Source organism: Streptomyces sp. SAS_270, assembly GCF_052543295.1.
In genome coordinates this window covers 126,961-150,092 of sequence record NZ_JBMNDS010000014.1, presented here as the reverse complement: position 1 = coordinate 150,092, position 23,132 = coordinate 126,961, and the positions used below count along the sequence as shown (strand labels likewise).

At 70.8% G+C, this 23,132-nt stretch carries 21 protein-coding genes; 14 read left to right on the top strand and 7 right to left on the bottom strand.

Annotated elements, in window-relative coordinates; genetic code table 11:
• Positions 1-226: 226 nt before the first annotated feature.
• Positions 227-1,465 carry an adenylate/guanylate cyclase domain-containing protein gene (locus ACN6LB_RS12970; protein WP_445025931.1) on the top strand — a complete coding sequence of 413 codons (1,239 nt, stop codon included), beginning with the start codon at positions 227-229 and terminating at the stop codon, positions 1,463-1,465.
• 13 nt (positions 1,466-1,478) lie between these two features.
• Here ACN6LB_RS12970 and ACN6LB_RS12965 read toward each other — a convergent pair whose 3' ends face one another.
• Positions 1,479-2,000 (bottom strand): hypothetical protein, encoded by a 522-nt coding sequence (locus ACN6LB_RS12965; protein ID WP_356147913.1) that lies wholly within the window; start codon positions 1,998-2,000, stop codon positions 1,479-1,481.
• Positions 2,001-2,356: 356 nt separating this feature from the next.
• Here ACN6LB_RS12965 and ACN6LB_RS12960 point away from each other — a divergent pair, with 356 nt between their 5' ends.
• From ACN6LB_RS12960 to ACN6LB_RS12940, 5 genes are all read left to right on the top strand, one after another.
• Positions 2,357-3,163, top strand: a complete 807-nt coding sequence (locus ACN6LB_RS12960; RefSeq protein ID WP_445025930.1) for an enoyl-CoA hydratase/isomerase family protein — start codon at positions 2,357-2,359, stop codon at positions 3,161-3,163.
• A gap of 91 nt (positions 3,164-3,254) precedes the next feature.
• Entirely contained in the window at positions 3,255-4,397 is a 1,143-nt protein-coding gene (locus ACN6LB_RS12955; RefSeq protein ID WP_445025929.1) for a diguanylate cyclase domain-containing protein, read from the top strand.
• Between the two features lie 93 nt (positions 4,398-4,490).
• Complete coding sequence (gene hutH, locus ACN6LB_RS12950) at positions 4,491-6,029, top strand: histidine ammonia-lyase (RefSeq protein WP_445025935.1); 1,539 nt, start codon at positions 4,491-4,493, stop codon at positions 6,027-6,029.
• Positions 6,030-6,255: 226 nt separating this feature from the next.
• Positions 6,256-6,459 carry a cold-shock protein gene (locus tag ACN6LB_RS12945; protein ID WP_160504463.1) on the top strand — a complete coding sequence of 68 codons (204 nt, stop codon included), beginning with the start codon at positions 6,256-6,258 and terminating at the stop codon, positions 6,457-6,459.
• Positions 6,460-6,605: 146 nt separating this feature from the next.
• Positions 6,606-8,315 (top strand): DEAD/DEAH box helicase, encoded by a 1,710-nt coding sequence (locus ACN6LB_RS12940; protein ID WP_445025928.1) that lies wholly within the window; start codon positions 6,606-6,608, stop codon positions 8,313-8,315.
• Positions 8,316-8,351: 36 nt separating this feature from the next.
• Here the strand turns inward: ACN6LB_RS12940 and ACN6LB_RS12935 are convergent, their stop codons facing one another.
• Both ACN6LB_RS12935 and ACN6LB_RS12930 read right to left on the bottom strand, forming a co-directional pair.
• Complete coding sequence (locus ACN6LB_RS12935) at positions 8,352-9,080, bottom strand: DUF2625 family protein (RefSeq protein WP_356140831.1); 729 nt, start codon at positions 9,078-9,080, stop codon at positions 8,352-8,354.
• Between the two features lie 37 nt (positions 9,081-9,117).
• Positions 9,118-9,429 (bottom strand): LPXTG cell wall anchor domain-containing protein, encoded by a 312-nt coding sequence (locus ACN6LB_RS12930; protein WP_445025927.1) that lies wholly within the window; start codon positions 9,427-9,429, stop codon positions 9,118-9,120.
• Between the two features lie 110 nt (positions 9,430-9,539).
• Here ACN6LB_RS12930 and ACN6LB_RS12925 point away from each other — a divergent pair, with 110 nt between their 5' ends.
• The 6 genes from ACN6LB_RS12925 (at position 9,540) to ACN6LB_RS12900 (ending at position 18,274) form a co-directional block, all read left to right on the top strand.
• Complete coding sequence (locus ACN6LB_RS12925) at positions 9,540-9,884, top strand: hypothetical protein (RefSeq protein ID WP_356140835.1); 345 nt, start codon at positions 9,540-9,542, stop codon at positions 9,882-9,884.
• 258 nt (positions 9,885-10,142) lie between these two features.
• Positions 10,143-11,417, top strand: coding sequence for a L,D-transpeptidase (locus ACN6LB_RS12920; protein WP_445025926.1), 1,275 nt, complete (start codon positions 10,143-10,145; stop codon positions 11,415-11,417).
• Positions 11,418-11,619: 202 nt separating this feature from the next.
• Positions 11,620-13,080 (top strand): ABC transporter permease, encoded by a 1,461-nt coding sequence (locus tag ACN6LB_RS12915; RefSeq protein ID WP_445025925.1) that lies wholly within the window; start codon positions 11,620-11,622, stop codon positions 13,078-13,080.
• Between the two features lie 35 nt (positions 13,081-13,115).
• The gene (locus ACN6LB_RS12910) at positions 13,116-13,799 is read left to right on the top strand and encodes an ABC transporter ATP-binding protein (protein ID WP_445025924.1); all 684 of its coding nucleotides are present in this window, start codon (positions 13,116-13,118) and stop codon (positions 13,797-13,799) included.
• Positions 13,800-14,041: 242 nt separating this feature from the next.
• The gene (locus ACN6LB_RS12905) at positions 14,042-17,371 is read left to right on the top strand and encodes a S8 family peptidase (RefSeq protein ID WP_445025923.1); all 3,330 of its coding nucleotides are present in this window, start codon (positions 14,042-14,044) and stop codon (positions 17,369-17,371) included.
• Positions 17,372-17,503: 132 nt separating this feature from the next.
• A complete protein-coding gene (locus ACN6LB_RS12900) occupies positions 17,504-18,274 on the top strand; it encodes a group II truncated hemoglobin (RefSeq protein WP_445025922.1) in 771 nt (256 codons plus the stop codon).
• Positions 18,275-18,287: 13 nt separating this feature from the next.
• Here ACN6LB_RS12900 and ACN6LB_RS12895 read toward each other — a convergent pair whose 3' ends face one another.
• Positions 18,288-19,205, bottom strand: coding sequence for a helix-turn-helix domain-containing protein (locus tag ACN6LB_RS12895; RefSeq protein WP_356140847.1), 918 nt, complete (start codon positions 19,203-19,205; stop codon positions 18,288-18,290).
• 171 nt (positions 19,206-19,376) lie between these two features.
• On the opposite strand from ACN6LB_RS12895, the gene ACN6LB_RS12890 reads away from it, so the two are divergent.
• Both ACN6LB_RS12890 and ACN6LB_RS12885 read left to right on the top strand, forming a co-directional pair.
• On the top strand, positions 19,377-20,420 hold the full coding sequence (locus ACN6LB_RS12890; RefSeq protein WP_445025921.1) for an NAD(P)-dependent alcohol dehydrogenase: 1,044 nt from the start codon (positions 19,377-19,379) through the stop codon (positions 20,418-20,420).
• A 610-nt stretch (positions 20,421-21,030) separates the two neighbouring features.
• The gene (locus tag ACN6LB_RS12885) at positions 21,031-21,417 is read left to right on the top strand and encodes a VOC family protein (RefSeq protein ID WP_445025920.1); all 387 of its coding nucleotides are present in this window, start codon (positions 21,031-21,033) and stop codon (positions 21,415-21,417) included.
• A 28-nt stretch (positions 21,418-21,445) separates the two neighbouring features.
• Here ACN6LB_RS12885 and ACN6LB_RS12880 read toward each other — a convergent pair whose 3' ends face one another.
• Genes ACN6LB_RS12880 through ACN6LB_RS12870 form a run of 3 tightly spaced genes read right to left on the bottom strand, consistent with a single transcriptional unit; the run spans position 21,446 to position 23,064 of the window.
• Positions 21,446-22,282, bottom strand: coding sequence for a hypothetical protein (locus ACN6LB_RS12880; protein ID WP_445025919.1), 837 nt, complete (start codon positions 22,280-22,282; stop codon positions 21,446-21,448).
• 9 nt (positions 22,283-22,291) lie between these two features.
• Complete coding sequence (locus ACN6LB_RS12875; protein ID WP_445025918.1) at positions 22,292-22,927, bottom strand: hypothetical protein; 636 nt, start codon at positions 22,925-22,927, stop codon at positions 22,292-22,294.
• Entirely contained in the window at positions 22,927-23,064 is a 138-nt protein-coding gene (locus tag ACN6LB_RS12870; RefSeq protein WP_356140857.1) for a hypothetical protein, read from the bottom strand. Before ACN6LB_RS12870 ends, ACN6LB_RS12875 begins: the two co-directional genes overlap by 1 nt.
• Positions 23,065-23,132: the final 68 nt, after the last annotated feature.

The following is a 23,132-nucleotide window of genomic DNA, read 5'->3' as shown; positions in this document are numbered from 1 at the left end:
GCGACGCCCGGCACGCACTCTCGCCGCACCGGACGAAAGCCCTAGTAGCTCCGCTACGAGGACTTCCGCCCGGCACGCCGAGAGCACGCACCGAACGCCCCTCCTTCTTCCGCGCTGATCCGTCAGAAGCCCCCTACCCGCCCCGCGCAGGAGTGAGCCAGAGCACACCTGTCGTAGAGTTGACCGCGGTCGATCCTGACCGCGGCAGATCGGAAGGGCAGCAGGCGTGACCGTCGACGACACGGGCTCCGGCACGGGTGCGCACCCCGCCCCCGACGCCGAGCCGGGCCGTACCGCCGGCCCGGTCACCGAGGCGTCCCCCGGCCGGACCGACCCGAACGGGTGGACGGACGCCCAGCCCCGGATGGACGCACAGGCCCGCGTGGACGCCCCCGGCGAACCCGACCCCGGCGAGGACCCCCTGGCCCTCCGCCTCGAACAGCTCATCCTCGGCGCCGAACGCCGCTACACCCCCTTCCAGGCGGCCCGCAGCGCAGGCGTCTCCATGGAACTGGCGTCCCGCTTCTGGCGGGCCATGGGATTCGCGGACATCGGCCAGGCCAAGGCCCTGACGGAGGCGGACGTACTGGCGCTGCGCCGTCTCGCGGGCCTTGTCGAGGCGGGCCTGCTCAGCGAGGCCATGGCCGTACAGGTGGCCCGCTCCACCGGCCAGACCACCGCCCGCCTCGCCGAATGGCAGATCGACTCCTTCCTGGAGGGCCTGACCGAGCCTCCGGAGCCGGGGATGACCCGCACCGAGGTGACGTACCCCCTGATCGAGCTGCTCCTGCCCGAGCTGGAGGAGTTCCTCGTCTACGTCTGGCGGCGCCAGCTCGCCGCCGCGACCGGCCGGGTCGTGCAGGCGGCCGACGACGAGGAGATGGTCGACCGCCGCCTGGCCGTCGGCTTCGCCGACCTGGTGGGCTTCACCCGCCTCACCCGCCGTATGGAGGAGGAGGAGCTCGGCGAGCTCGTCGAGGCCTTCGAGACGACGGCCGCGGACCTGGTGGCGGCCCACGGGGGCCGGCTCATCAAGACCCTCGGCGACGAGGTGCTGTACGCCGCCGACGACGCGGGCGTGGCCGCCGAGATCGCCCTGCGCCTCATCGAGACGATGGCGAACGACGAGACGATGCCGGAGCTGCGCGTCGGCATCGCCTTCGGCACGGTCACCACCCGTATGGGTGATGTCTTCGGTACGACCGTGAACCTGGCCTCGCGCCTCACCTCGATAGCGCCACGCGACGCCGTCCTCGTCGACGGCGCCTTCGCCGAGGAACTGGTGCGCACCGGCGACGCCCCTGTCTCCGAGGCGGAGGCCGCCGAGGCCGCCGTCGCCGCGGAGAAGGAGGGCGAGGAACCGCCCGCCTACCGCTTCGCCCTGCAGCCCATGTGGCAGCGCCCCGTCCGCGGCCTGGGCGTGGTCGAACCATGGCTGCTGGCCCGCCGGGACAACGAGAGCTGACGCCCCCTGGGCCCTACCGCCCGAGAAGGCCGCCCGGCTGCGCAAGGCCGTCGACGCACAGACCCACGATCGGGACGCACAGCCCCGGCGGGTCGGCCTTCGGAGCCGGGGTCCCGTTGCCATTGCCGTTTCCGTTGCCCGTGGTGGCGCTCGGAGTCGGCTGCGGGGCCGGCGCCGTCGTCGCCGGGGGCCTCGGAGCGGCGGACGGCGTGGTCGTGGGAGCCGGGGCCGTGGGGATGCCGGTGGCGTCCGGGGCCGGGACGTCCCGCGCCGGAGGGCTCGCGAGCGTCGACGCGGACGGCGCGGAGGACATCGGGGCGAGGCTCACGCCCGGCGTGGGTGTCGCACTCACGCCGCCCATGACGGCGGTCGACGTGGGACTCGCCGACGGCACGGCCTCGACGGTGACCGCCGCGTTGCCCGCCGTGTCCGCGGGAGCGGCCGCCCTCGGCTCCGCCTCCGCACTGCCGCCGCCTCCGAGCACCGACTCGGGCGTCAGCCGTACGAAGCTCAGGACCCCGGCGGCCAGGGCCATCCCGCTGACGGCGAACAGGACACGGCGGGGGCGCGGCCTGCGGTGCCGGCCGACCGTCCTGGACGGCGCCGCTTGTGGCCGCGGATCTGTTTCTGCCGCTGTCTCTGTCGCTGTTTGTGGCTCTGTTTCTGTCTCTGGCTTCGTCGTCGTTGCTGCTTCCGCCATGGTCGTCCCTCCCCGGTGCCATGCGCTGTAGCGGTGCGCAGGTTATGCGCCGTTCGGGGGAGCGGGAGGGGAGTTGGGGCCGGTGTCACTCGAACGGGGAGTTCGGGTGCGGGGGGACGGGTTTCGTCCGGCGGGCGTGGCTGCGATGATCGGGGGGTCGGTAGTTAACCTGCGTTAACCGGGAGGGTGTCATGGCGGAGCAAGGGGACGAGCGGCGGTTCGGGGAGTTCGTCGCCGTACGGCGGCATGGGTACGTCGCGGAGCTCGCCCTCGACCGGCCGAAGGCCATGAACGCCGTGTCCACGGACATGGCGCGCTCCATCGCCGCCGCGTGCGAGGCGCTCGCCGCAGACCGGGAGGTGCGGGTGGTCGTGCTGACCTCCACGCATGAACGTGCCTTCTGTGTCGGAGCCGATCTGAAGGAGCGGAACTCCTTCAGCGACGCCGACCTGGTGCGGCAGCGCCCCGTCGCGCGTGCCGCCTACACCGGCGTACTGGAACTGCCGATGCCGACCGTCGCCGCGGTGCACGGCTTCGCGCTCGGGGGCGGCTTCGAGTTGGCGCTCTCCTGCGACCTGATCGTGGCCGACCGTACGGCGGTCGTCGGGCTGCCCGAGGTGTCGGTGGGGGTCATTCCCGGCGGGGGCGGTACGCAGTTGCTGCCCAGGCGGGTCGGGGCGGCCCGGGCGGCCGAGCTGATCTTCTCGGCGCGGCGGCTGGAGGCCGCCGAGGCGCGGGAGTTGGGGCTCGTGGACGAGCTGGTGGAGGCGGGGAAGGACCGTTCCGAGGCCCTTGCGCTGGCTGCCCGGATCGCGGCGAACTCGCCGGTGGGGCTGCGGGCCGCGAAGCGTGCGCTGCGCCTGGGGCACGGGCTCGACCTCCGGGCGGGCCTGGAGGTCGAGGACGCGGCGTGGCGGTCCGTCGCCTTCTCGGGGGACCGGGCGGAGGGGGTCGCCGCGTTCAACGAGAAGCGGAAGCCGGAGTGGCCGGGGGAGTAGGGAGCCGCACGCGCACGACGCTGGGCGGGACCGTACCCCTGTTCGCACCACTAACATCCCAAATCGCCTAAAACATCCCTAACCTGGAGTGATGGGTGAGGACAGACGGCTGAGGGCCGTGGTGGAGCTGGCGCAGGGGATGGCGGCGGCGCACACCCCGCGGGAGTCCTGGCGGGCCGCGGCGCTCGGGGCCTGCCGGGCGCTCGACGGGAACTTCGCGGCGCTCTCGGTGTGGGAGCGCGAGCTCGGCCGGCTCCGGGTCCTGGTGAACGTCGGCGAACGCGCGCCGGGCGAGGAGGAGTTCCCCGACGGGGAGGCGTACCCCGTGCACCAGTTCCCGGAGATCACCGAGTTCCTGCACGAGCGCTGGGCCGGCGGCGGTGAGCCCAACGCCTGGGTCGAGACGGCGGAGGGTCCGGCGGAGGGGCGCGCCGGGTACTGCCATCAGAGGGTCGCCGCGCTGCGGCGGCGCGGCCGCGGCTGCTGTGTCGTCGCCCCGATCGTGCTGCACGGCCGGGCCTGGGGCGAGCTGTATGTGGCCCGTGCGGCCAAGGATCCCGTCTTCGACCGGGCCGACGCCGACTTCGCGACCGTCCTCGCCTCCGTGGTCGCCGCCGGGATCGCGCAGACCGAGCGGCTGGAGGAGGCCCGGCGGCTGGCGTTCACCGACGCCCTCACCGGGCTCGCGAACCGGCGGGCGGTCGATGTCCGGCTCGACGAGGCGGTCGAGCGGCATCGGCGGGACGGGGTCGTCGTGAGTCTCGTCGTCTGCGATCTCAACGGGCTCAAGCGGGTCAACGACACCCAGGGGCACGCCGTGGGCGACCGCTTGCTGGAGCGGTTCGGGTCGGTGCTGTCGTTGTGCGGGGCGATGCTGCCGGGGGCCCTCGCCGCCCGGCTCGGCGGTGACGAGTTCTGCCTGCTCGCGGTGGGTCCGTCGGCGGACGAGGTGGTCCGGATCGCCGACGAACTGTGCCGCCGCGCCGCCGAGTTGGAGCTCGGCGACGGCGTGGCGTGCGGGGTCGCCTCGACCGAGGACCCGATCGGACCGGTGCGCTCGGGCCGCCGGCTGTTCCGGCTGGCCGACGCGGCCCAGTACCGCGCGAAGGCCGTGCACGCCCACAAACCCGTGGTCGCCGGGCGCGAGGGCCCCGACGACCCCGTCGTACGGCTGGCCGACGCGCCCTCCCCGGACGCCGTACGGGAGCGCCGTCGCTTCCGGGGGCGACCCTGACCCCGCCCGCCCCTCCTGCGTGCCGGTAAGGGGTCAACCCGCCACCCAGTAGTGACATCATCGAATTCACTGCGTACGCTCCTGAATATGGATATGCACACTGTGGTGGTGGGGACGTCCGGGGTGACCGCGTCCGACGTTCTCGCCGTGGCGCGCGACGGCGCCCGGATCGAGCTCTCCGACGACGCGGCGCGGGCCCTCGCCGCGGCCCGCGAGATCGTGGACGCGCTGGCGGCCAAGCCGGAGCCCGTCTACGGCGTCTCCACCGGGTTCGGCGCTCTCGCGAGCCGGCACATCAGCCCGGAGCTGCGTGCCCAGCTGCAGCGCAACATCGTCCGTTCGCACGCCGCCGGCATGGGCCCGCGCGTGGAGCGCGAGGTCGTCCGCGCGCTGATGTTCCTGCGGCTCAAGACCGTCTGCTCGGGACACACGGGCGTACGGCCCGAAGTCGCGCAGACCATGGCCGACATCCTCAACGCGGGCATCACCCCCGTCGTCCACGAGTACGGCTCGCTCGGCTGCTCCGGCGACCTCGCCCCGCTCTCCCACTGCGCGCTCACGCTCATGGGTGAGGGCGACGCGGAGGGCCCCGACGGAGTCGTACGGCCCGCCGGTGAGCTGCTCGCCGAGCACGGCATCGCCCCCGTCGAGCTGCGCGAGAAGGAAGGGCTCGCCCTCCTCAACGGCACCGACGGCATGCTCGGCATGCTGGTCATGGCCCTCGCGGACCTCGACTCCCTCTACAAGTCGGCCGACATCACCGCCGCCCTCTCCATGGAAGCGCTGCTCGGCACCGACAAGGTCCTCGCCCCCGAACTGCACGCCATCCGCCCGCACCCCGGGCAGGGCGCCAGTGCCGCCAACATGCTGGCCGTGCTCAAGGGTTCACAGCTCACCGGGCACCACCAGGACGACGCCCCGCGCGTCCAGGACGCCTACTCCGTGCGCTGCGCGCCGCAGGTCGCGGGCGCCGGACGCGACACCATGGCGCACGCCCGCCTGGTCGCCGAGCGCGAGCTGGCCTCCGCGGTGGACAACCCGGTCGTCCTGCCCGACGGCCGCGTGGAGTCCAACGGCAACTTCCACGGCGCCCCGGTCGCCTACGTCCTCGACTTCCTCGCCATCGCCGCCGCCGACCTGGGGTCCATCGCCGAGCGCCGCACCGACCGGCTGCTCGACAAGAACCGGTCGCACGGACTGCCGCCCTTCCTCGCCGACGACGCCGGCGTCGACTCGGGCCTGATGATCGCCCAGTACACGCAGGCCGCGCTGGTGAGCGAGATGAAGCGGCTCGCCGTACCGGCGTCCGCCGACTCCATCCCCTCCTCCGCCATGCAGGAGGACCACGTCTCGATGGGCTGGTCGGCGGCGCGCAAGCTGCGTACGGCCGTCGACAACCTGACCCGCATCATCGCGGTCGAGCTGTACGCGGCCACCCGCGGCATCGAGCTGCGCGAGGGGCTGGCCCCGGCCCCGGCGTCGCAGGCGGTCATCGAGGCGGTCCGTGCGGCCGGCGTCCAGGGCCCCGGTCCGGACCGCTTCCTCGCCCCCGACCTGGCGGCGGCGGACGCGTTCGTGCGCTCCGGCGCGCTCGTCGCCTCGGTGGAGACGGTGACGGGGCCGCTGGCGTAGTCCCCGCAGGTCCCGCGCGGTGGGTGCCGTCGTCGACCGGCGGCGGCACCCTTGCCGTGCGAGGTGTGCCGCCAGTGTGCTACTGTCTCATTGATACGTTTTTGGTACCCATTTACTTTGTGCGCCTGATCGGAATCCTCCGCAGGCGCGTTTTGTTTTACCGGCATCTCCGGCGTTACACCGGTGCATCTCCGGACTGGGGCCCCTACCTATTCAGGAGAATGACATGGCTACTGGCACCGTGAAGTGGTTCAACGCGGAAAAGGGCTTCGGCTTCATCGAGCAGGACGGCGGCGGTCCCGACGTCTTCGCCCACTACTCCAACATCGCCAGCTCCGGCTTCCGTGAGCTGCTGGAGGGCCAGAAGGTCTCCTTCGACGTCACGCAGGGCCAGAAGGGCCTGCAGGCGGAGAACATCGTTCCCGCCTGATTTCGGGACGCGCTTTCCCGAGCCGGGACCCGCACCTTCGGGTGCGGGTCCCGGCTCGCGTCTGTCCGAGCTGTCCGTGCTGTCCGTGGGTCCAGGAGAGTTGTCCGTGGGGTCCAGGAAGTCCAGAAAGGAAATCCAGATCCAGCATGACTCGATCCGAACGTCCCGCCCGTAGGCGACCGACGAACTCCCGCGGCAGTGCCCAGCCGACCGGTTCCGCAGGCGGCGCCGGACGCGGCGGAGGCCGTAACGCCGGCCGCAGCGGCGGCAAGGGCCCGGTCCGCAAGGCCGCCCCGCCGCAGGAGTTCTCGCTGCCCGAGACCATCACTCCCGCCCTGCCCGCCGTCGAGTCCTTCGACGCGCTGGACATGCCGGCGGCCCTGACGAAGACCCTCGCGGCGCAGGGCGTCACCGAGCCCTTCCCGATCCAGGGCGCCACCCTGCCGAACTCCCTCGCCGGACGCGACGTCCTCGGCCGCGGGCGCACCGGCTCCGGCAAGACCCTCGCCTTCGGCCTCGCCCTGCTCGCGCGCACCGCGGGCCGCCGCGCCGAGTCCAAGGCGCCCCTCGCACTGGTCCTGGTGCCCACGCGCGAGCTCGCGCAGCAGGTCGACGACGCGATCACGCCGTACGCGACCGCCGTCAACCTGCGGGTCGCCACCGCCGTCGGCGGCATGTCGATCGGCCGGCAGGCCGGTTCGCTGCGCCGCGGCGTCGAGGTGCTCGTGGCCACTCCGGGCCGCCTGAAGGACCTCATAGAGCGGGGTGACTGCGTCCTGAACCAGGTCGCCATCACCGTCCTCGACGAGGCCGACCAGATGGCCGACATGGGCTTCATGCCGCAGGTCACCGCGCTGCTCAAGCAGGTCGAACCCGGTGGTCAGCGACTGCTCTTCTCGGCGACGCTCGACAAGAACATCGACCGTCTCGTGCGGATGTTCCTGACCGACCCCGTGGTGCACTCCGTCGACCCGTCCGCGGGCGCGGTGACCACCATGGAGCACCACGTGCTGCACGTCGCCGACGAGACCGACAAGAAGGCCGTGGCCCTCAGGATCGCCGCCCGCGACGGCCGCGTGATCCTCTTCGTCGACACCAAGCGCGGCGCCGACCGCTTCACCAAGCGGCTGCTCGCGAGCGGTGTGCGGGCCTCCGCGCTGCACGGCGGGCGCAGCCAGCCGCAGCGCAACCGCACCCTGGACCAGTTCAAGAACGGTCAGGTCACCGCGCTGGTCGCCACCAACGTGGCGGCCCGTGGCATCCACATCGACGATCTGGACCTGGTCGTCAACGTGGACCCGCCCACCGACCACAAGGACTACCTGCACCGCGGCGGACGCACCGCCAGGGCCGGTGAGTCCGGCAGCGTCGTGACCCTCGTCCTGCCCGAGCAGAAGCGCGAGATGTCCCGCCTCATGGCGGACGCCGGCATCAGCCCGCGTACGGCCATGATCAAGTCCAGCGACACGGAGCTGTCCCGCATCACCGGCGCCCGGGAGCCCTCCGGCGTTCCCGTGGTGATCGAGGTCCCGCAGCCCGTCGAGCAGCCCAAGCAGCAGCGACCCAGGTCGCGCCCCAGGCCCGCCGGGAACGGCAGCGGCACCGGCACCGGCGCACGACGCGGCGCGGGTACGTCCGCGCAGCGCGGCACCACCGGCCGCCGCTCCGGCACGGGCAACGGCACGGGCAACAGCTCGGGCGCCGCGGGCACCGGTGCGAACGGCTCGGGCCGCCGTGGCGACGGCGCCAAGGACACCGGCGCCGGCCGCCCGGCCGGCCGCGGCCGGGGGCGCTCCCCGCAGGGCGGCCGCCCCGAGCGCGGCGGCCAGGGCGGCGGCGGACGCAGGGCGGCCTAGACCGCAGGACGGCCGGGGGCGGGTGGCCTCCGGCCGTTACTCGATGCCCAGGAAGCCCGGGTCGACGGAGTCGAGTTGGTGGGCGGAGTCGCGGTGCAGGGTGAGCAGGTCGGTCAGCGGGACCGGGCGGCGGCTGGTGCCCGGGAGGTCGCGGCGGGCCTCCGCCGACCACAGGTTGGGGAAGACCGAGAGGGCCTGGGTGCCGTGCAGGGCGCCGGACTCGGCGCGCCAGCCGGGCCACCGCAGCGTCTCGTAGAACTGCTCCGTGCCGCCGCCCAGGAGCCAGTGCAGCCAGTCCCCGTGGCCCACCTCCAGGTCCTCCCAGCGCAGCGAGTCAGGGGCGAAGTAGACCACCGCGCCGGGACGGCCGGGGCGGCCCGCGGCAGCCGGGTCGGGCCCGTTGAGCGCGAAGACCCCGCCGAGGACGTCATGGCCGACGACGAGCCCGCCCTCCGGCCGCCACCCCGGGTCGAACCGCTCGGGGAAGCCGTTCACCTCGGCGAGGCCCGGCAGTCCGGAGGGTGTTGCGTGGTCCGGGCTGCCGTAGATCCGCAGCCAGCCGCTGTCCAGCAGCAGGCCGCCGCTGTTGAGGACGAATGCGCCGAGCCAGGAACGGGCGGTCACCTGCAGCTGCAGCAGGGTCGCGCGGCCCAGCGCGGGGTCCACGGGGAGCGCGTCGTGGGAGACGGGGCTCGTGGAGAGCGCATGGGCGAGGAGGGGCCACGCGGGCTCCTCGACGTCGGTCAGCTCGGTCAGGTCTCGCATGGGTTTCCCGTGGGTTGTCCGGCCCGGAACGGAGCGCTCAGAAGGCCGCCGTGCGCTCCCGGCGTACCGAGTAGGTCACGAACCCGGCGCCCAGGCCGAGGAACAGGGTGCCGCCGATGACGTACGGCGTCGTGTCGATGCTTCCCGTGTCGGCCAGCTGCGTGCTTACGCCGGCCTCCTGTGTCGTGTCCGACTCCGCGGAGAGCGGCGTCGGTGTGACGGTGGACGCCGAGGAGGGCTGCTGAGGTGGCTTCTCCTGGGTCGCGTTGGCGGACGGGACGAACCACAGGGCTCCCAGTAGGGTCCCCGCTGCGGTGGCGGTCAGCAACGATCGACGTGCGGCGGACACGAAATATCGATCCCCTTGTGGCGCTGGCGAATTGGCCGTGTGGGCCGATGCTAATGAAAGTCGCGGGTCGCGGGAAAGTCACGTGAGCTGTGGGCCGTACGCTCCGTCCCATGAGCACACCTGAGACATCACGTTTTGTCCGGCTTCGTGTGGAGCTGGTCGTGGAAGTCGACGACGTCGACGCCGTCACCAAGGCCGCGCTGCGGCGGATCGCCGACGACACCGGCATGCCGGCCGACGAGCGGGCGCACGCCGAGAACGCAGTGACGGAAGACACTGCCGAAGCACTCGCCTATCTCGTGGACCCGTTCGACCTGGTCAGCGAGGTGCCCGGGGTCGAGCTCACCCAGGCTTCGTGGAGCAGCGAGCCCATCGACTACGACCCCGATTCGCCTGATTGGGATCTCGACGAGGATGATGACGACGTGGACGACGAGGAAGTCCGAGTCGGCTGACGCACCTTGGGGGGCAATCGTGACCCCGGGCGGCAACCGCCGACCGGGGTTTCGTCGTCTCAGGAGACGCAGAGACCACTTGCGCACCAGGCGTCGGGTTGACCCGACGTGGTGTGCCCCACACATCCGCGGGATGTGGAACGGGGCGAACGGGTCGTAGCGTTGAAAGATCTCACGAGAGTTCAAGAAAGTTCTCAGCGGGGACTCGGGGTGCTCGAGGGACGCGAGGACTCTCGGGGTTTTGGGGATTCGGCAACCATGGAGAAGCGTGTGATGACGGACGGTAAGCGGCGCAAGGGTCTGATGGCCGCGTCCGCACTGCTCGGCGGGGTACTCGTGCTCACCGCCTGCGGCGGAGGCGACGACAAGGCCAGTGGCAGCGGCGACGGCGGCGGCGACTCCAGTTCGCAGGCCAAGGTCGACGAGGCCGCCGCGAAGAAGACCTCCGAGGCCCTGATCAAGATCACGCCGAAGGACGGCTCCGACAACGCCTCCATCAACAACGCCGCCAAGGTCACCGTGAGCAAGGGCTCGCTCACGGACGTCACCATGAAGACCGCCGCGGGCAGCGCCGTCGCCGGACAGATATCCGCCGACAAGAAGACCTGGGCGCCCACCGGACAGCTGGAGCGCTCGACCACCTACAAGGTCACCGCCGAGGCGAAGGACTCCGACGGCCGCGTCGCCCACGAGAACGCGTCGTTCACGACGGTCTCCCCGGCGAACAGCTTCATAGGCAACTTCACGCCCGAGGACGGCTCCACCGTCGGCGTGGGCATGCCCGTCTCGATCAACTTCGACAAGGCGATCACGAACAAGGCGGACGTGCAGAAGGGGATCACCGTCTCCTCCACGAGCGGCCAGGAGGTCGTGGGCCACTGGTTCAACGCCAACCGCCTGGACTTCCGCCCCGAGGAGTACTGGAAGGAAGGCTCCACCGTCACGCTGAAGCTGAACCTCGACGGGGTCGAGGGCGCGAGCGGTGTGTACGGCGTGCAGCAGAAGACGGTCACCTTCAAGATCGGCCGCAACCAGGTCTCGATCGTCGACGCCAACACCAAGACCATGAAGGTCACCCAGGACGGCAAGGTCATCAAGACCATCCCGATCTCCTCCGGCTCGCCCGTCAACAAGACGTACGAGGGCCAGATGGTGATGTCGGAGAAGTTCAAGGAAACCCGGATGAACGGCGCGACCGTGGGCTTCACGGACGACGACGGCAAGGGCGAGTACGACATCAAGGACGTGCCGCACGCCATCCGGCTGTCGAGCTCCGGCACCTTCATGCACGGCAACTACTGGGGCGCGAAGTCCATCTTCGGCTCCGTCAACACCAGCCACGGCTGCGTCGGCCTGTCCGACACCAAGGGCGCCAACGACCCGAGCACGCCCGCCGCCTGGATGTACAACCACTCCATCATCGGTGACGTCGTGGTCGTCAAGAACACCGGCGACAAGACCATCGCGCCGGACAACGGCCTCAACGGCTGGAACCTGGACTGGGCGGCCTGGAAGGCCGGTTCGGCCGCGTAACACCCGCGACCGCTCCCGCAGGACCCGCGTCTTTCCGCTGTACGACGGCCCGCACCCCGCCCGGGGTGCGGGCCGTCGGCCTTGGCGGACGCACAGCGTTCCTCGGCCGCGCACAGCTGAACTCCCGCTCCGCCACAGCCTTCTCATCGTTCTTTTATTTCGGCCTTATCCAGTCATCACGCGCCGTACCTAGCTTGCGGCCATGTTCTTCACCTACCTGAGGCGCGAACTGCGCCGCCGCAGAAAAGCGGCCCTCGTCGTCGCCTCCGGACTCGCGCTCGGCATCGCGCTGGTCATCGTGGTCAGCTCTGTGTCGTCCGGCATGGGGAAGGCCCAGGACAAGGTCCTCGAATCGCTCTACGGTCTCGGCACCGACATGACCGTCACCAAGGCCGCCGCCCCGCAGGCCTCCGGCAGTGGCGGCCCCCGCTTCAACTTCGACGCGCGCGACAGCGACTCCGACGAGGAGCAGAGCAGCGACCGCGTGATGGTCCAGGGCTTCCAGACCCTCTCCGCCAAGACGGTCACCAAGGTCGACGGCCAGAACGGCGTCTCGGACGCGGTCGGCGGACTGAGCCTCCGGGTCATCAAGATCAGCGGGCAGTTCAGGCAGGGCCAGTTCAAGCAGGACCGGAACAGCGGCAGTCAGCAGGGCAGGCAGCCCGGCGCGCAGCCCTCGCCGCAGGGCCGGGTCGAGGGCGGCGGCGCCCAGTTCGACGTCAACAACTACTCCGTCTACGGCACCGACGTCACCAAGCCCGCGCTCGGCCCGCTGACCTCCTCGAAGATCACCAGCGGCCGTACGTTCAGGACGACCGAGACGAACGCCGAGCTCGCCGTCGCGGACAAGTCGTACGCCAAGGAGAAGAAGCTCAAGGTCGGCTCCACCGTCACCGTCAAGAGCGTCAAGTACAAGGTCATCGGCATCGCGACGCCCGACAGCGGCGACGCGGCGGCCAACCTGTACATCCCGCTCAAGCAGGCGCAGACGCTCAGCGACTCCAAGGACAAGGTCACCACGATCTACGTCAAGGCGTCCGACTCGCAGCAGATCAGCAGCGTCAAGAGCACCATCCAGAAGAACATCTCGGGTACGACCGTGACGACCTCCGCCGACCTCGCGGACACCGTCTCCGGCTCCCTCTCCACCGCCTCCGACCTCGCCACGAACGTCGGCAAGTGGCTGTCCATCGCGGTGCTCGTGGCCGCCTTCCTGGTCGCCGGCCTGCTCACCTCCTCGGCGGTCTCCCGGCGCGTACGGGAGTTCGGCACCCTCAAGGCGCTCGGCTGGAAGTCCGGCCGGGTCACCCGCCAGGTCGTCGGCGAGGCCGTCGTGAACGGACTGGTCGGCGGCGCCCTCGGCATCGCGCTCGGCCTCGCCGGCGCCTACGTCGTCACCGCGATCAGCCCCACCCTCCAGGCCGAGGTCGGCTCCGGCGGCGGCAACGCGGGCGGCGGCCCGGGCGGAGGCGGCGGCTTCGGCGGTCCCGGCCGGCAGGCGGCCGGCAAGGCCCTCGACGTCGCCCTGACCGCGCCCGTCAGCCTCTCCACCATCGCCGTCGCGGTCGGCCTCGCCGTCGCCGGCGGTCTGATCGCCGGCGCATTCGGCGGCTGGCGCGCCTCCCGGCTGCGCCCCGCGGACGCCCTGCGCCGCGTCGAATAGCCCCCAAGCGCCTCACCCATCCCAGGAGTTGCACCATGTACGAACTCAGAGGCGTCACCAAGCGCTATACGCGAGGCAAGGACGTCGTCGACGCGCTCGCCGGTGTCGACCTGACCATCGGGGACGGCGACCGGCTCGTCATCCAGGGGCCCACCGGCGGCGGCAAGTCCACGCTGCTGCAGATGCTCGGCGGCCTGGACCGGCCCACCGCGGGCAGCGTCGAACTCGACGGCATCGACCTCGCGAAACTCTCCGAGGCCAAGCTCACCAAGGTGCGCAGCGAGAACATCGGCTTCGTCTTCCAGAGCTTCAACCTGATCCCCACGCTCACCGCGCAGGAGAACGTGGAGACCGCTCTCGTACCCCTCGGCGTGAAGGTCAGGGCGCGGCGGCAACGGGCCGCCGACGCGCTGGAGTCGGTCGGTCTCGGGGAGCGGCTCGGGCATCTGCCGAGCGAGCTGTCCGGCGGCCAGCAGCAGCGCGTCGCCATCGCCCGCGCGCTGGTGAAGCAGCCCAAGGTGCTGCTCGCCGACGAGCCCACCGGAAACCTCGACGAGTCGATGCGCGACGAGATCATGGACGTACTCGAATCCATGTGGAAGGAGCACGGGCTCACCTTCATCATGGTCACCCACGACTCCGCGATCGCGAAGAAGGCGCCGCGCGTCGCGACGATCCGCAAGGGGAGGATCACCGTCAAGGAGAACGCGGGAGCGTGACGCGCCCTCCGCCCACGGGAGCCCGCGCCCCCGCTCGCGAGGGCGCGCGGCGGCGCGCGGGCGCGGAGTGGAGCGCCTGCCTCAACTCGTGGCTGTGTTTCCCCTATTGAGGGGCTGTGCACCCCCCGGCATACTGCGTAATCCGGGGGGTGCACAGTCATACATAGGTGTGAGATCGCCCCCGGACGGACGAATGGGGATTCGTCCGGACCTTTTCTCCAGGGGGAGACTTGCGTACACAAGTGAAAAGAGCATGCGCGGCCTCGGTCGCCACGGCGGCCGTCGTGGCCCTGACGGCGGGAATGACCACCCCGGCGTCGGTGCGGGCAGAGCGCGCGAAGGGCACCTCCACGGCCAAGTCGGCCACAGCGGCGAAGCACGGCGGATCCACGGCCAGGCACCGCATCACCCTGATCACCGGTGACCGTGTCGCCGTCGACTCCAAGGGCCGTGTCGTCGGCCTGGAGCGGGCGAAGGGACGCGAGCACATACCCGTCCAGATCCGCAAGGACAACGGCCACACGCTCGTGACTCCGGCCGACGCGGCCCGCCTGGTCAACGCCGGCAAGCTCGACCAGCGCCTCTTCGACATCACCGAGCTCGACAAGGCCGCGACCCGCAGGTCCCAGCAGAAGGGCCTGAAAGTCATCGTCGGCTATCGGGGCGCCGCGACGGCCGCCAAGGCCGAAGTCCGCGACGCCGGCACCCTGCGCCGCACCCTCACATCCCTGAACGCGGACGCCGTACAGACACCCCAGAAGGACACCGCGCAGCTGTGGGCCGCGGTCACCAACGGCGACGAGTGCGCCTCCGGCGTCGCGCACATCTGGCTCGACGGCGTCCGCAGGGCCAGCCTCGACAAGTCCGTGCCGCAGATCGGCGCCCCCAAGGCGTGGGCGGCCGGATACACCGGCAAGGGCGTCAAGATCGCCGTCCTCGACACCGGCGTCGACGCGACCCACCCGGACCTGAAGACCCAGGTCATCGCGGCGAAGAACTTCAGCACGGCAGCCGACGCCACCGACCGGTTCGGCCACGGCACGCACGTGGCCTCCATCGCGGCGGGCACCGGCGCCAAGTCGGGCGGCAAGTACAAGGGCGTCGCACCCGGCGCCAGGATCCTCAACGGCAAGGTCCTCGACGACACCGGCTCGGGTGACGACTCCGGCATCCTCGCCGGCATGGAGTGGGCGGCCGAGCAGGGGGCCGACGTCGTCAACCTGAGCCTCGGAGGCCCGGACACCCCGGAGATCGACCCGCTGGAGGCGGAGGTCAACAAGCTCTCCGCCGACAAGGGCATCCTCTTCGCGATCGCGGCGGGCAACGCCGGCCCGCAGTCGATCGGTTCGCCCGGCAGTGCGGACGCCGCGCTCACCGTCGGCGCCGTCGACGACCACGACAAGCTGGCCGAATTCTCCAGCACCGGCCCGCGCGCCGGGGACGCCGCCATCAAGCCGGACGTCACCGCGCCCGGCGTGGACATCACCGCCGCGGCGGCCAAGGGCAGCCTCATCGACGAGGAGGTCGGCGAGAAACCCCCGGGCTACCTGACCATTTCGGGTACGTCGATGGCGACCCCGCATGTCGCGGGCGCGGCGGCGATCCTGAAGCAGGAGCATCCCGACTGGACGTACGCCGAGCTGAAGGGCGCGCTGACCGGCTCGGCGAAGGGCGGCAAGTACACGCCGTTCCAGCAGGGTTCGGGCCGCATCCAGGTCGACAGGGCCATCAAGCAGATCGTGATCGCCGACCCGGTGTCGGTGAGCTTCGGTACGCAGCAGTGGCCGCACACCGACGACAAGCCGGTCACCAAGCAGCTCACCTACCGCAACCTCGGCAAGAAGGACGTCACGCTCAAGCTCGCGGTGACGGCCACCAACCCGAAGAAGCAGGCCGCCCCGGCAGGCTTCTTCAAGCTCGGCGCGACCACCGTCAAGGTCCCGGCGGGCGGCAGGACCTCCGTCAAGCTGACCGTCAACACCAAGCTGGGCGGCACGATCGACGGCGCGTACTCCGCCTACGTGACGGCGACGGGCGGCGGCCAGAGCGTGCGCACGGCCGCGGCCGTGCAGCGTGAGATCCAGTCGTACGACGTCACGGTCAGGCACATCGGCAAGGACGGGCAGCCGACCAACAGCTACAACACCGTCCTGGTCGGCTACAGCGGCCTCGGCAAGGACCACGGCTACGCGGTACCCGTCACGGCCTCCGGTACGACGACCATGCGCGTGCCCAAGGGCACCTACCTGCTCGACGCCTGGATCGCGAAGGACTTCGAGACGTTCGAGGGCGGCCTCGACTGGCTGGTCCAGCCGAAGCTGAGTGTCACCAAGGACGTCTCCGTGACGCTCGACGCCCGTACCACCAAGGCGGCCGACATCACGGTGCCGGACGCCTCGGCGAAGCCGCTGTCCGCGTCGATCAACTACGCCTACGACGCGCTGGACGGCCAGGGCGTCGCCATGGACCTGGACTCCTTCGCGAACCTGCGGATGGCCCACCTCGGCCCCGAGGTCACCGGTCTGCGGCAGACCTGGTACGGCCAGTTCACCAAGGGCGGCAACGCCGAGTACGACGTGACGACCACCGCCGCGGTCAAGAAGATCCAGGGCGGCAAGGTCCGCCACTTCACGGCCGGCGAACTCGCCACGGTGAACAACCACCTGGGCGCCGCGGCCCCCGGCAAGACCGGTGCGCTCAGCGTCTGGGGCGTGCTGCCCGACGACATCGTCCTCGGCGTACCCGCGGAGCAGCCGCTGCCGGGCACCCGCACACTGCATCTGTCCACGGCCCACAAGGTGCGGTGGACGTTCGACTTCGACCAGAACGCGGGCAAGGACGCGGACGGCGTGCCGATCACCGAGGCTTCCTACTCGCTCGGCGAACCGCAGACCTTCAAGGCGGGCAGGAGTTACACGAAGATCTTCAACACGGCGGTCTTCGGCCCGCACCTCAGCTCGGAGTACGGCCTCTTCCGCGACGGCAACTTCGTCTACGGGTTCCTGCCGCTGTTCGCCGACGCGAGCAAGCACTTCGGGGAGTCGGTCCTGCGCTCGGCGCACACGACGCTGTACCGCAACGGCGCGAAAATCGGCAGCAGCACCGACCCGGTGCTGGGCGACACCGCGTTCCAGGTCCCCTCCGGCAACGCCGAGTACAGGCTGACCACCTCGGTCGTCCGCAGCGCCGAGGTCGCAGCCGCCTCCACCCGGATCGACGCGAGCTGGACCTTCCACTCGAAGAAGCCGTCCGGTGACATCGCGGTGACCCTCCCGGCCTCCACCGTCCGCTTCAACGCGGCCGTCGGCCTCGACGGCAAGGTCACGGCCGGCAAGAAGGTGACGATCCCGGTCACCGTCGAGGGCGCGGCCAAGGGCGGCAACCTCAAGTCGCTGGCGGTGTGGGTGTCGTACGACTACGGCAGGACCTGGAAGAAGACCGACGTCAGGAACGGACGGATCACCTACGCCAACCCGGCGGCGGGCAAGGCCATCTCCTTCCGCGCCGGGATCGCCGACAAGAAGGGCAACAAGTCGACGCTCTCGATCTACAACGCGTTCTACGGGAAGTGAGATCGGGCGCGTTCCAGCTGCCGGCGCGCCCGGCGGTGCGTGAGCGCCGTGCGTACCGCGGTGAGTGAGCCGTGAGCGAAAGGCCCACCGGAAGCAAGGCGTCCGGCGGGCCTTTCGTGTTGTGTGTGAGCCATGACTGTGCAGACCGTGGAGTACATCCGATACCGCATTCCCGAGCAGCAGTCGGCGGAGTTCCTGGCCGCCTATACCCGGGCCGCCGCCCAGCTGACGGCGGCCCCGCAGTGCGTCGACTACGAACTGTCGCGCTGCGAGGACGACTTCGAGCACTTCATCCTGCGGATCACCTGGACCTCGACCGAGGACCACGTCGAGGGCTTCCGGAAGTCGGAGCTCTTCCCCGACTTCCTCGCCGAGATCCGCCCCTACATCGCCGACATCGAGGAGATGCGCCACTACAAGCCGACCACCGTACGGGGCACGGGCGCGGCCGTGCCGACGCTGTACGACTGGGCGGGCGGCGCCGAATCCTTCTCCCGGCTGACCGAGGTGTTCTACGACAGGGTCGTCAAGGACGACCTCCTCGCGCCGCTCTTCGAGGGACTGGCCCCCGAGCACGCGGCGCACGTCGCCCTCTGGCTCGGCGAGGTCTTCGGCGGCCCGAAGGCCTACTCCGAACAGCAGGGCGGCCACGGCCACATGGTCGCCAAGCACTTCGGCAAGAACATCACCGAGGCCCAGCGCCGCCGCTGGGTCAACCTCCTGCAGGACGCGGCGGACGACGCCGGTCTGCCCACGGACGCCGAGTTCCGCTCGGCGTTCCTCGCCTACATCGAGTGGGGCACCCGCCTCGCGGTCTACTTCTCGGGCCCGGACGCGACGGCACCGGCGGAGCAGCCGGTGCCGAGGTGGACGTGGGGGGCGATGCCGCCGTATCAGCCCTGAGGCCCTGGCGTGTTCACGGCTGGGGTGACGCCGCGCCCGCCCGGGTGGCGTCGGCTCCCCAGCTCGCCAGCAGCCGCAGGGCGTCGGCGGACGCCGAGCCCGGCTCCGCGTGATAGGTGACCAGCGACTGCTCGGTGTCGTCGGGCAGCTTGAACGTCTCGAAGGACAGGGTGAGTTCACCCACGAGCGGATGGTGGAGCCGCTTCACGCCGTGACCCTTCTCCTTCACGTCGTGCGTGGCCCACAGCCGCCTGAACTCCTCGCTGTGCACGGAGAGTTCACCCACGAGGGAGGACAGGCGCGGGTCGTCGGGGTGGCAGCCCGCGTCCATCCGCAGATAGCTGACCATGTCGCTGGCCTTCTGATCCCACTCCACGAACAGCTCGCGGTACGCGGGATTCAGGAACACCATCCGCGCCCAGTTCCGCTCCTGGGGCGCCAGCTGCGACCAGTCGCCGAAGACGGCCGCGGCCATCCGGTTCCAGATGAGGATGTCCGAGCGCCGCCCGACGATGTACGCGGGGATCCCGTCCATGGTGTCGATGAGCTGCCGCAGCGCGCCCCGCGCCTGCTGGGGCCGGGCCGTCCGCTTCTTCTTGTGCTGCTTGGGCTTGGCGAGATGCGTGAGGTGCGCGTGCTCGGTGTCCGTCAGCCGCAGTGCGCGGGCGATCGCGTCGAGCACCTCCGCCGACACGTTCCGTCCGTTGCCCTGTTCGAGGCGGGTGTAGTACGCCACGGACACGCCCGCGAGCTGGGCCAGCTCCTCGCGACGCAGCCCCGGCACCCGGCGGTGCCGCCCGAAGTCCGGCAGGCCCACGTCCTCGGGCTTCAGCCGGGCACGGCGGGTGCGCAGGAACTCGCTGAGCTCGGCGCGCCGGTCCAGCGGCTGCCCCGGTTCCCCGGCGGTCTCCTGAGGGGGGTGTACGTTCATGCGTCAAGTATTCCCCGTCGTACGCACGGGAGCCTGACCCCGCCAGTAGTAGGACCACCGTGCGTACGCAGAGCCGTGACCTGGGTGATTGCTGCGCGAGGGGGCAGGCTGGACCTCGCGCCCGGCCGGAAGGCAGCCGGGCGCACAACCCCTCCTGAGGAGACCCACGGCATGACCACCGTTGCTGCGTACGCCGCCCCCGCCGCCAAGGCCCCGCTGGAGCGCACCACCATCGAGCGTCGCCCGGTCGGCGAGTTCGACGTCCTGATCGACATCAAGTTCGCCGGCATCTGCCACTCCGACATCCACCAGGTCCGCGAGGGCTGGGGCGAGGCCATGTTCCCGATGGTGCCGGGCCACGAGATCGCGGGCATCGTCTCCGAGGTCGGCCCGGGCGTCACGAAGTTCCAGGTCGGCGACCGTGTGGGCGTCGGCTGCATGGTCGACTCCTGCCGCGAGTGCGACAACTGCAAGGCCGGTCTGGAGCAGTACTGCACCGGCGGCGGCATGACCGGCACGTACAACGCCCTCGACAAGAACGGCGAGCGCACGTACGGCGGCTACGCCGAGACGATCGTCGTCGACGAGAACTACACCGTGCGCATCCCCGACGGCCTGGCCCTCGACGTGGCCGCCCCGCTGCTCTGCGCCGGCATCACCACGTACTCCCCGCTCAAGCACTGGAACGCCGGCCCCGGCAAGAAGGTCGCCGTCCTCGGCATGGGCGGCCTCGGCCACATGGGCGTCAAGATCGCGCACGCGCTCGGCGCCGAGGTCACTGTCCTCTCCCAGTCCCTGCGCAAGAAGGACGACGGCCTGAAGCTGGGCGCCGACCACTACTACGCGACCAGCGACCCGAAGACCTTCGAGGAGCTGCGCGGCACGTTCGACATCATCCTGTCGACGGTCTCGGCCCCGCTGGACTTCGGCGCGTTCCTCTCCCTGCTGAAGACCGACGGCGCGCTCGTGAACGTCGGCGCCCCCGAGGAGCCCGTCTCCATCAACCTCTTCTCGGTGATCGCCGGCCGCAAGACCCTCGCCGGCTCCGGCATCGGCGGCATCCAGGAGACCCAGGAGATGCTCGACTTCTGCGCCGAGCACGGCTTCGGCGCCGAGATCGAGCTGATCAGCGCCTCGGAGATCAACGACGCGTACGAGCGCGTACTGGCCAGCGACGTCCGCTACCGCTTCGTGATCGACACGTCGACGATCTGACCCGCTGGTCGGCAGGGGTAGGGGATCGGCCGGTCCGGCGTTTGAGTCCGGTCCGGCCGTCGCGATCGCCCGCCCACCTGTTGGGGGCGGGCTTTTCAGCCCGTCCGGTGTTCGAGGGCGGTCCGGCCGTCCCGATCGCCCGCCCACCTGTTGGGGGCGGGCTTTTCAGCCCGTCCGGCGTTTGAGTACGGACTGGCCGTCGCGATTGCCCGCCCACCTGTTGGGGGCGGGCTTTCAGCCGGTCCGGTGTTCGAGGGCGGTCCGGCCGTCCCGATCCCCCACCCACCCGTCGGGGGCAGGCTTTTCAGCCCGTCCGGCGTTTGAGGACGAGGCCGTTCAGGCCGATGGCGGGGGTCTGGGGGCGCAGCCCCCAGGTACGGGACGGGTAGGGGCGGAGGGGGCGAACACCCTTTGATGCCGCAGCCACCCGGAGGCGTATGCCTAGGACTCCGGGCCGAATACCGGGGGAGGAGGGGAGTAGGACCGCGACGGACCCTTCGGCGGATGTGCGCGTCGACGGACCCGCCTAGCGTGGGAGGTGTCCGCGAAGCCGACACGCACGGCCGGCAGGGCGGACGGCCCATACGGGACGTACGAGGAGGTCCGCACGATGACCGTCGAGCTGAACCACACCATCGTCGCCGCGCACGACAAGAAGGTCTCGGCCCAGTTCCTGGCCGACATCCTGGGCCGTGAGGTGAGCCCGCCGTACGGCCCGTTCATCCCGGTCGCGATCCCCAACGGTGTGACCCTCGACTACATGGACACGGACGGCGCGATCACGCCGCAGCACTACGCCTTCCTCGTCTCCGAGGAGGACTTCGACGAGATCTTCGCCCGTATCGAGGCGGCCGGCCTCACGCACTGGGCGGATCCCTACCACCACCGCCCGGACGAGATCAACCGCAACGACGGCGGCCGGGGGACGTACTTCGACGACCCGAACGGCCACAGGCTGGAGATCCTGACGCGGCCGTACGGGAGCGGCAGGAACTGACGGACGCCGCCCGTCTCCGGGAGGTTCTTCAGGCCCCGGCGTCAGGCGTGAAGCCGGGCCGGAGCCGGAAGACGCGGTCCAGGTCGCCGCTGAGGAGGTCACCGTGCCCGAGGGCGAAGTCCCCGTTGGGCAGGGTGCCTCGGAAGGAGCGCCCCACGACGGTGTCGGGGAGAAACCGGCGCAGGTCGTGCCGCATGGCCGGGTCGTGGTCGACGGCTTCGCCCCAGCCCTCCGGGGCCTCGTCGGTCCCGAAGAGCACCCAATGGTCCACTGCCACTGGGGAGTCGAGGTCGGGCGCCTGCCCGGTGTGGCAGTCGAGGGCCGGCAAGGTCAGCAGCTCCGGGTCGTGCGGCTCGTACCACATCATCAACGGCTTGGCCTGCGCCGCCTGCGCGTTGTCGAAGCAGCACACGGCGACGGCGTGCCCCGGATACCGCTCCGCGTAGAACCGCAGCAGCGCGGGATCGAGCCCGGGCCGCCTGTGCTCCGCAACTTCCGCCAGTGCGGCGGGAATCGCGTTCGGGTCGCGTGCGAGCAGCACCGTGTAGATGTCGTGCTCGAACACCTCGACCTCCGCCGGCGCCGCCCCCATCCAGGCGATCTCATCGGGCGCCGCCACGGACCGGGGCCGCACCGCGTCCACCATCCGCTCCAGCACGTCCGAACTCCGGCCCACGGACAGGAAGTTCTGCCGCGTCATCCGATACGTCGGAAGATGCAGCAGCATGGCGTTGGGTCCGTCGGCGAGGTTCACCGCGGTGTTCTGATAGCCCAGCACATGGATCAGCCCGTGCAGCGGATGCCGCAACCGCCCCGCGTACAGGGTGGTGCCGGAGAACTCGGCCTGATCCATGGAGACGCACATGGGGCCAAGCTACCCCTGCGGCCGGCTGACACCTGGATCCGTCGTTGCCGGTTCCGGGGCGGTCGACGCGCTCGACGCGCTCGCTCGGCGGAGCAGCAGGATGAGCGCGGCGGCGACGGCGAGACTGGCGGCGAAACCGCCGAACAGCCGCAGCCGCTCGGCAGGCGCCACGATGTCGATGTCGTAGACGTGGTAGATCAGATGGACGGCCTGGGCCGAGGTCCAGACCGTCAGGGCGAGGGCGAGCCGCCTCGTCGGCAGGATGACCGTGCCGACGAGGAGCAGTACGGCGAGCACCAGGTACGTGGTGGTCACCGCGTGCGCGTTCTGGAAGAACGGAACGTGGGAGCGTGCCATACCCGTCCCCATCGCACTTCCCGCGTGGAGCCAGCCGCGCGCCCCCTCGATCCACAGCACCGCGAGAGTGCCGGCACCGATCCGGCCGACCCACGCCTCCATACGTCGCGCATCGGCCGACGGCGCACCACGGGAGGGCCCTCTTACGCCGGTGAGGCGCCCTGTGTTCTCTGGGTTCTCGGGGTTCTCGGGGTTCTCGGCGTTCTCCGGGTTATCGGGGTTCGCCGAGGGAGCCGCCCCGTCGGTACGGCGTACCTCGGCACGCCGTACCGCGCCCTCGGGCTCCACTACTCGACGAGGCAGCACATCGACGCCCCGACGCCGGTGACCACGAGCGCCACCAGCGCGAGGAGCACCAGCAGCGGCAAACGACGTGCCGACAACCACGCAGCGGTCCTGTTGACCTGAGCCTCAGCGATCTCCATGCGGTACCCCGTCCCCTCGAATCGGTTGCGAGCGGTACGCACGAACCGTAGGCAGGACGGCACGGCAC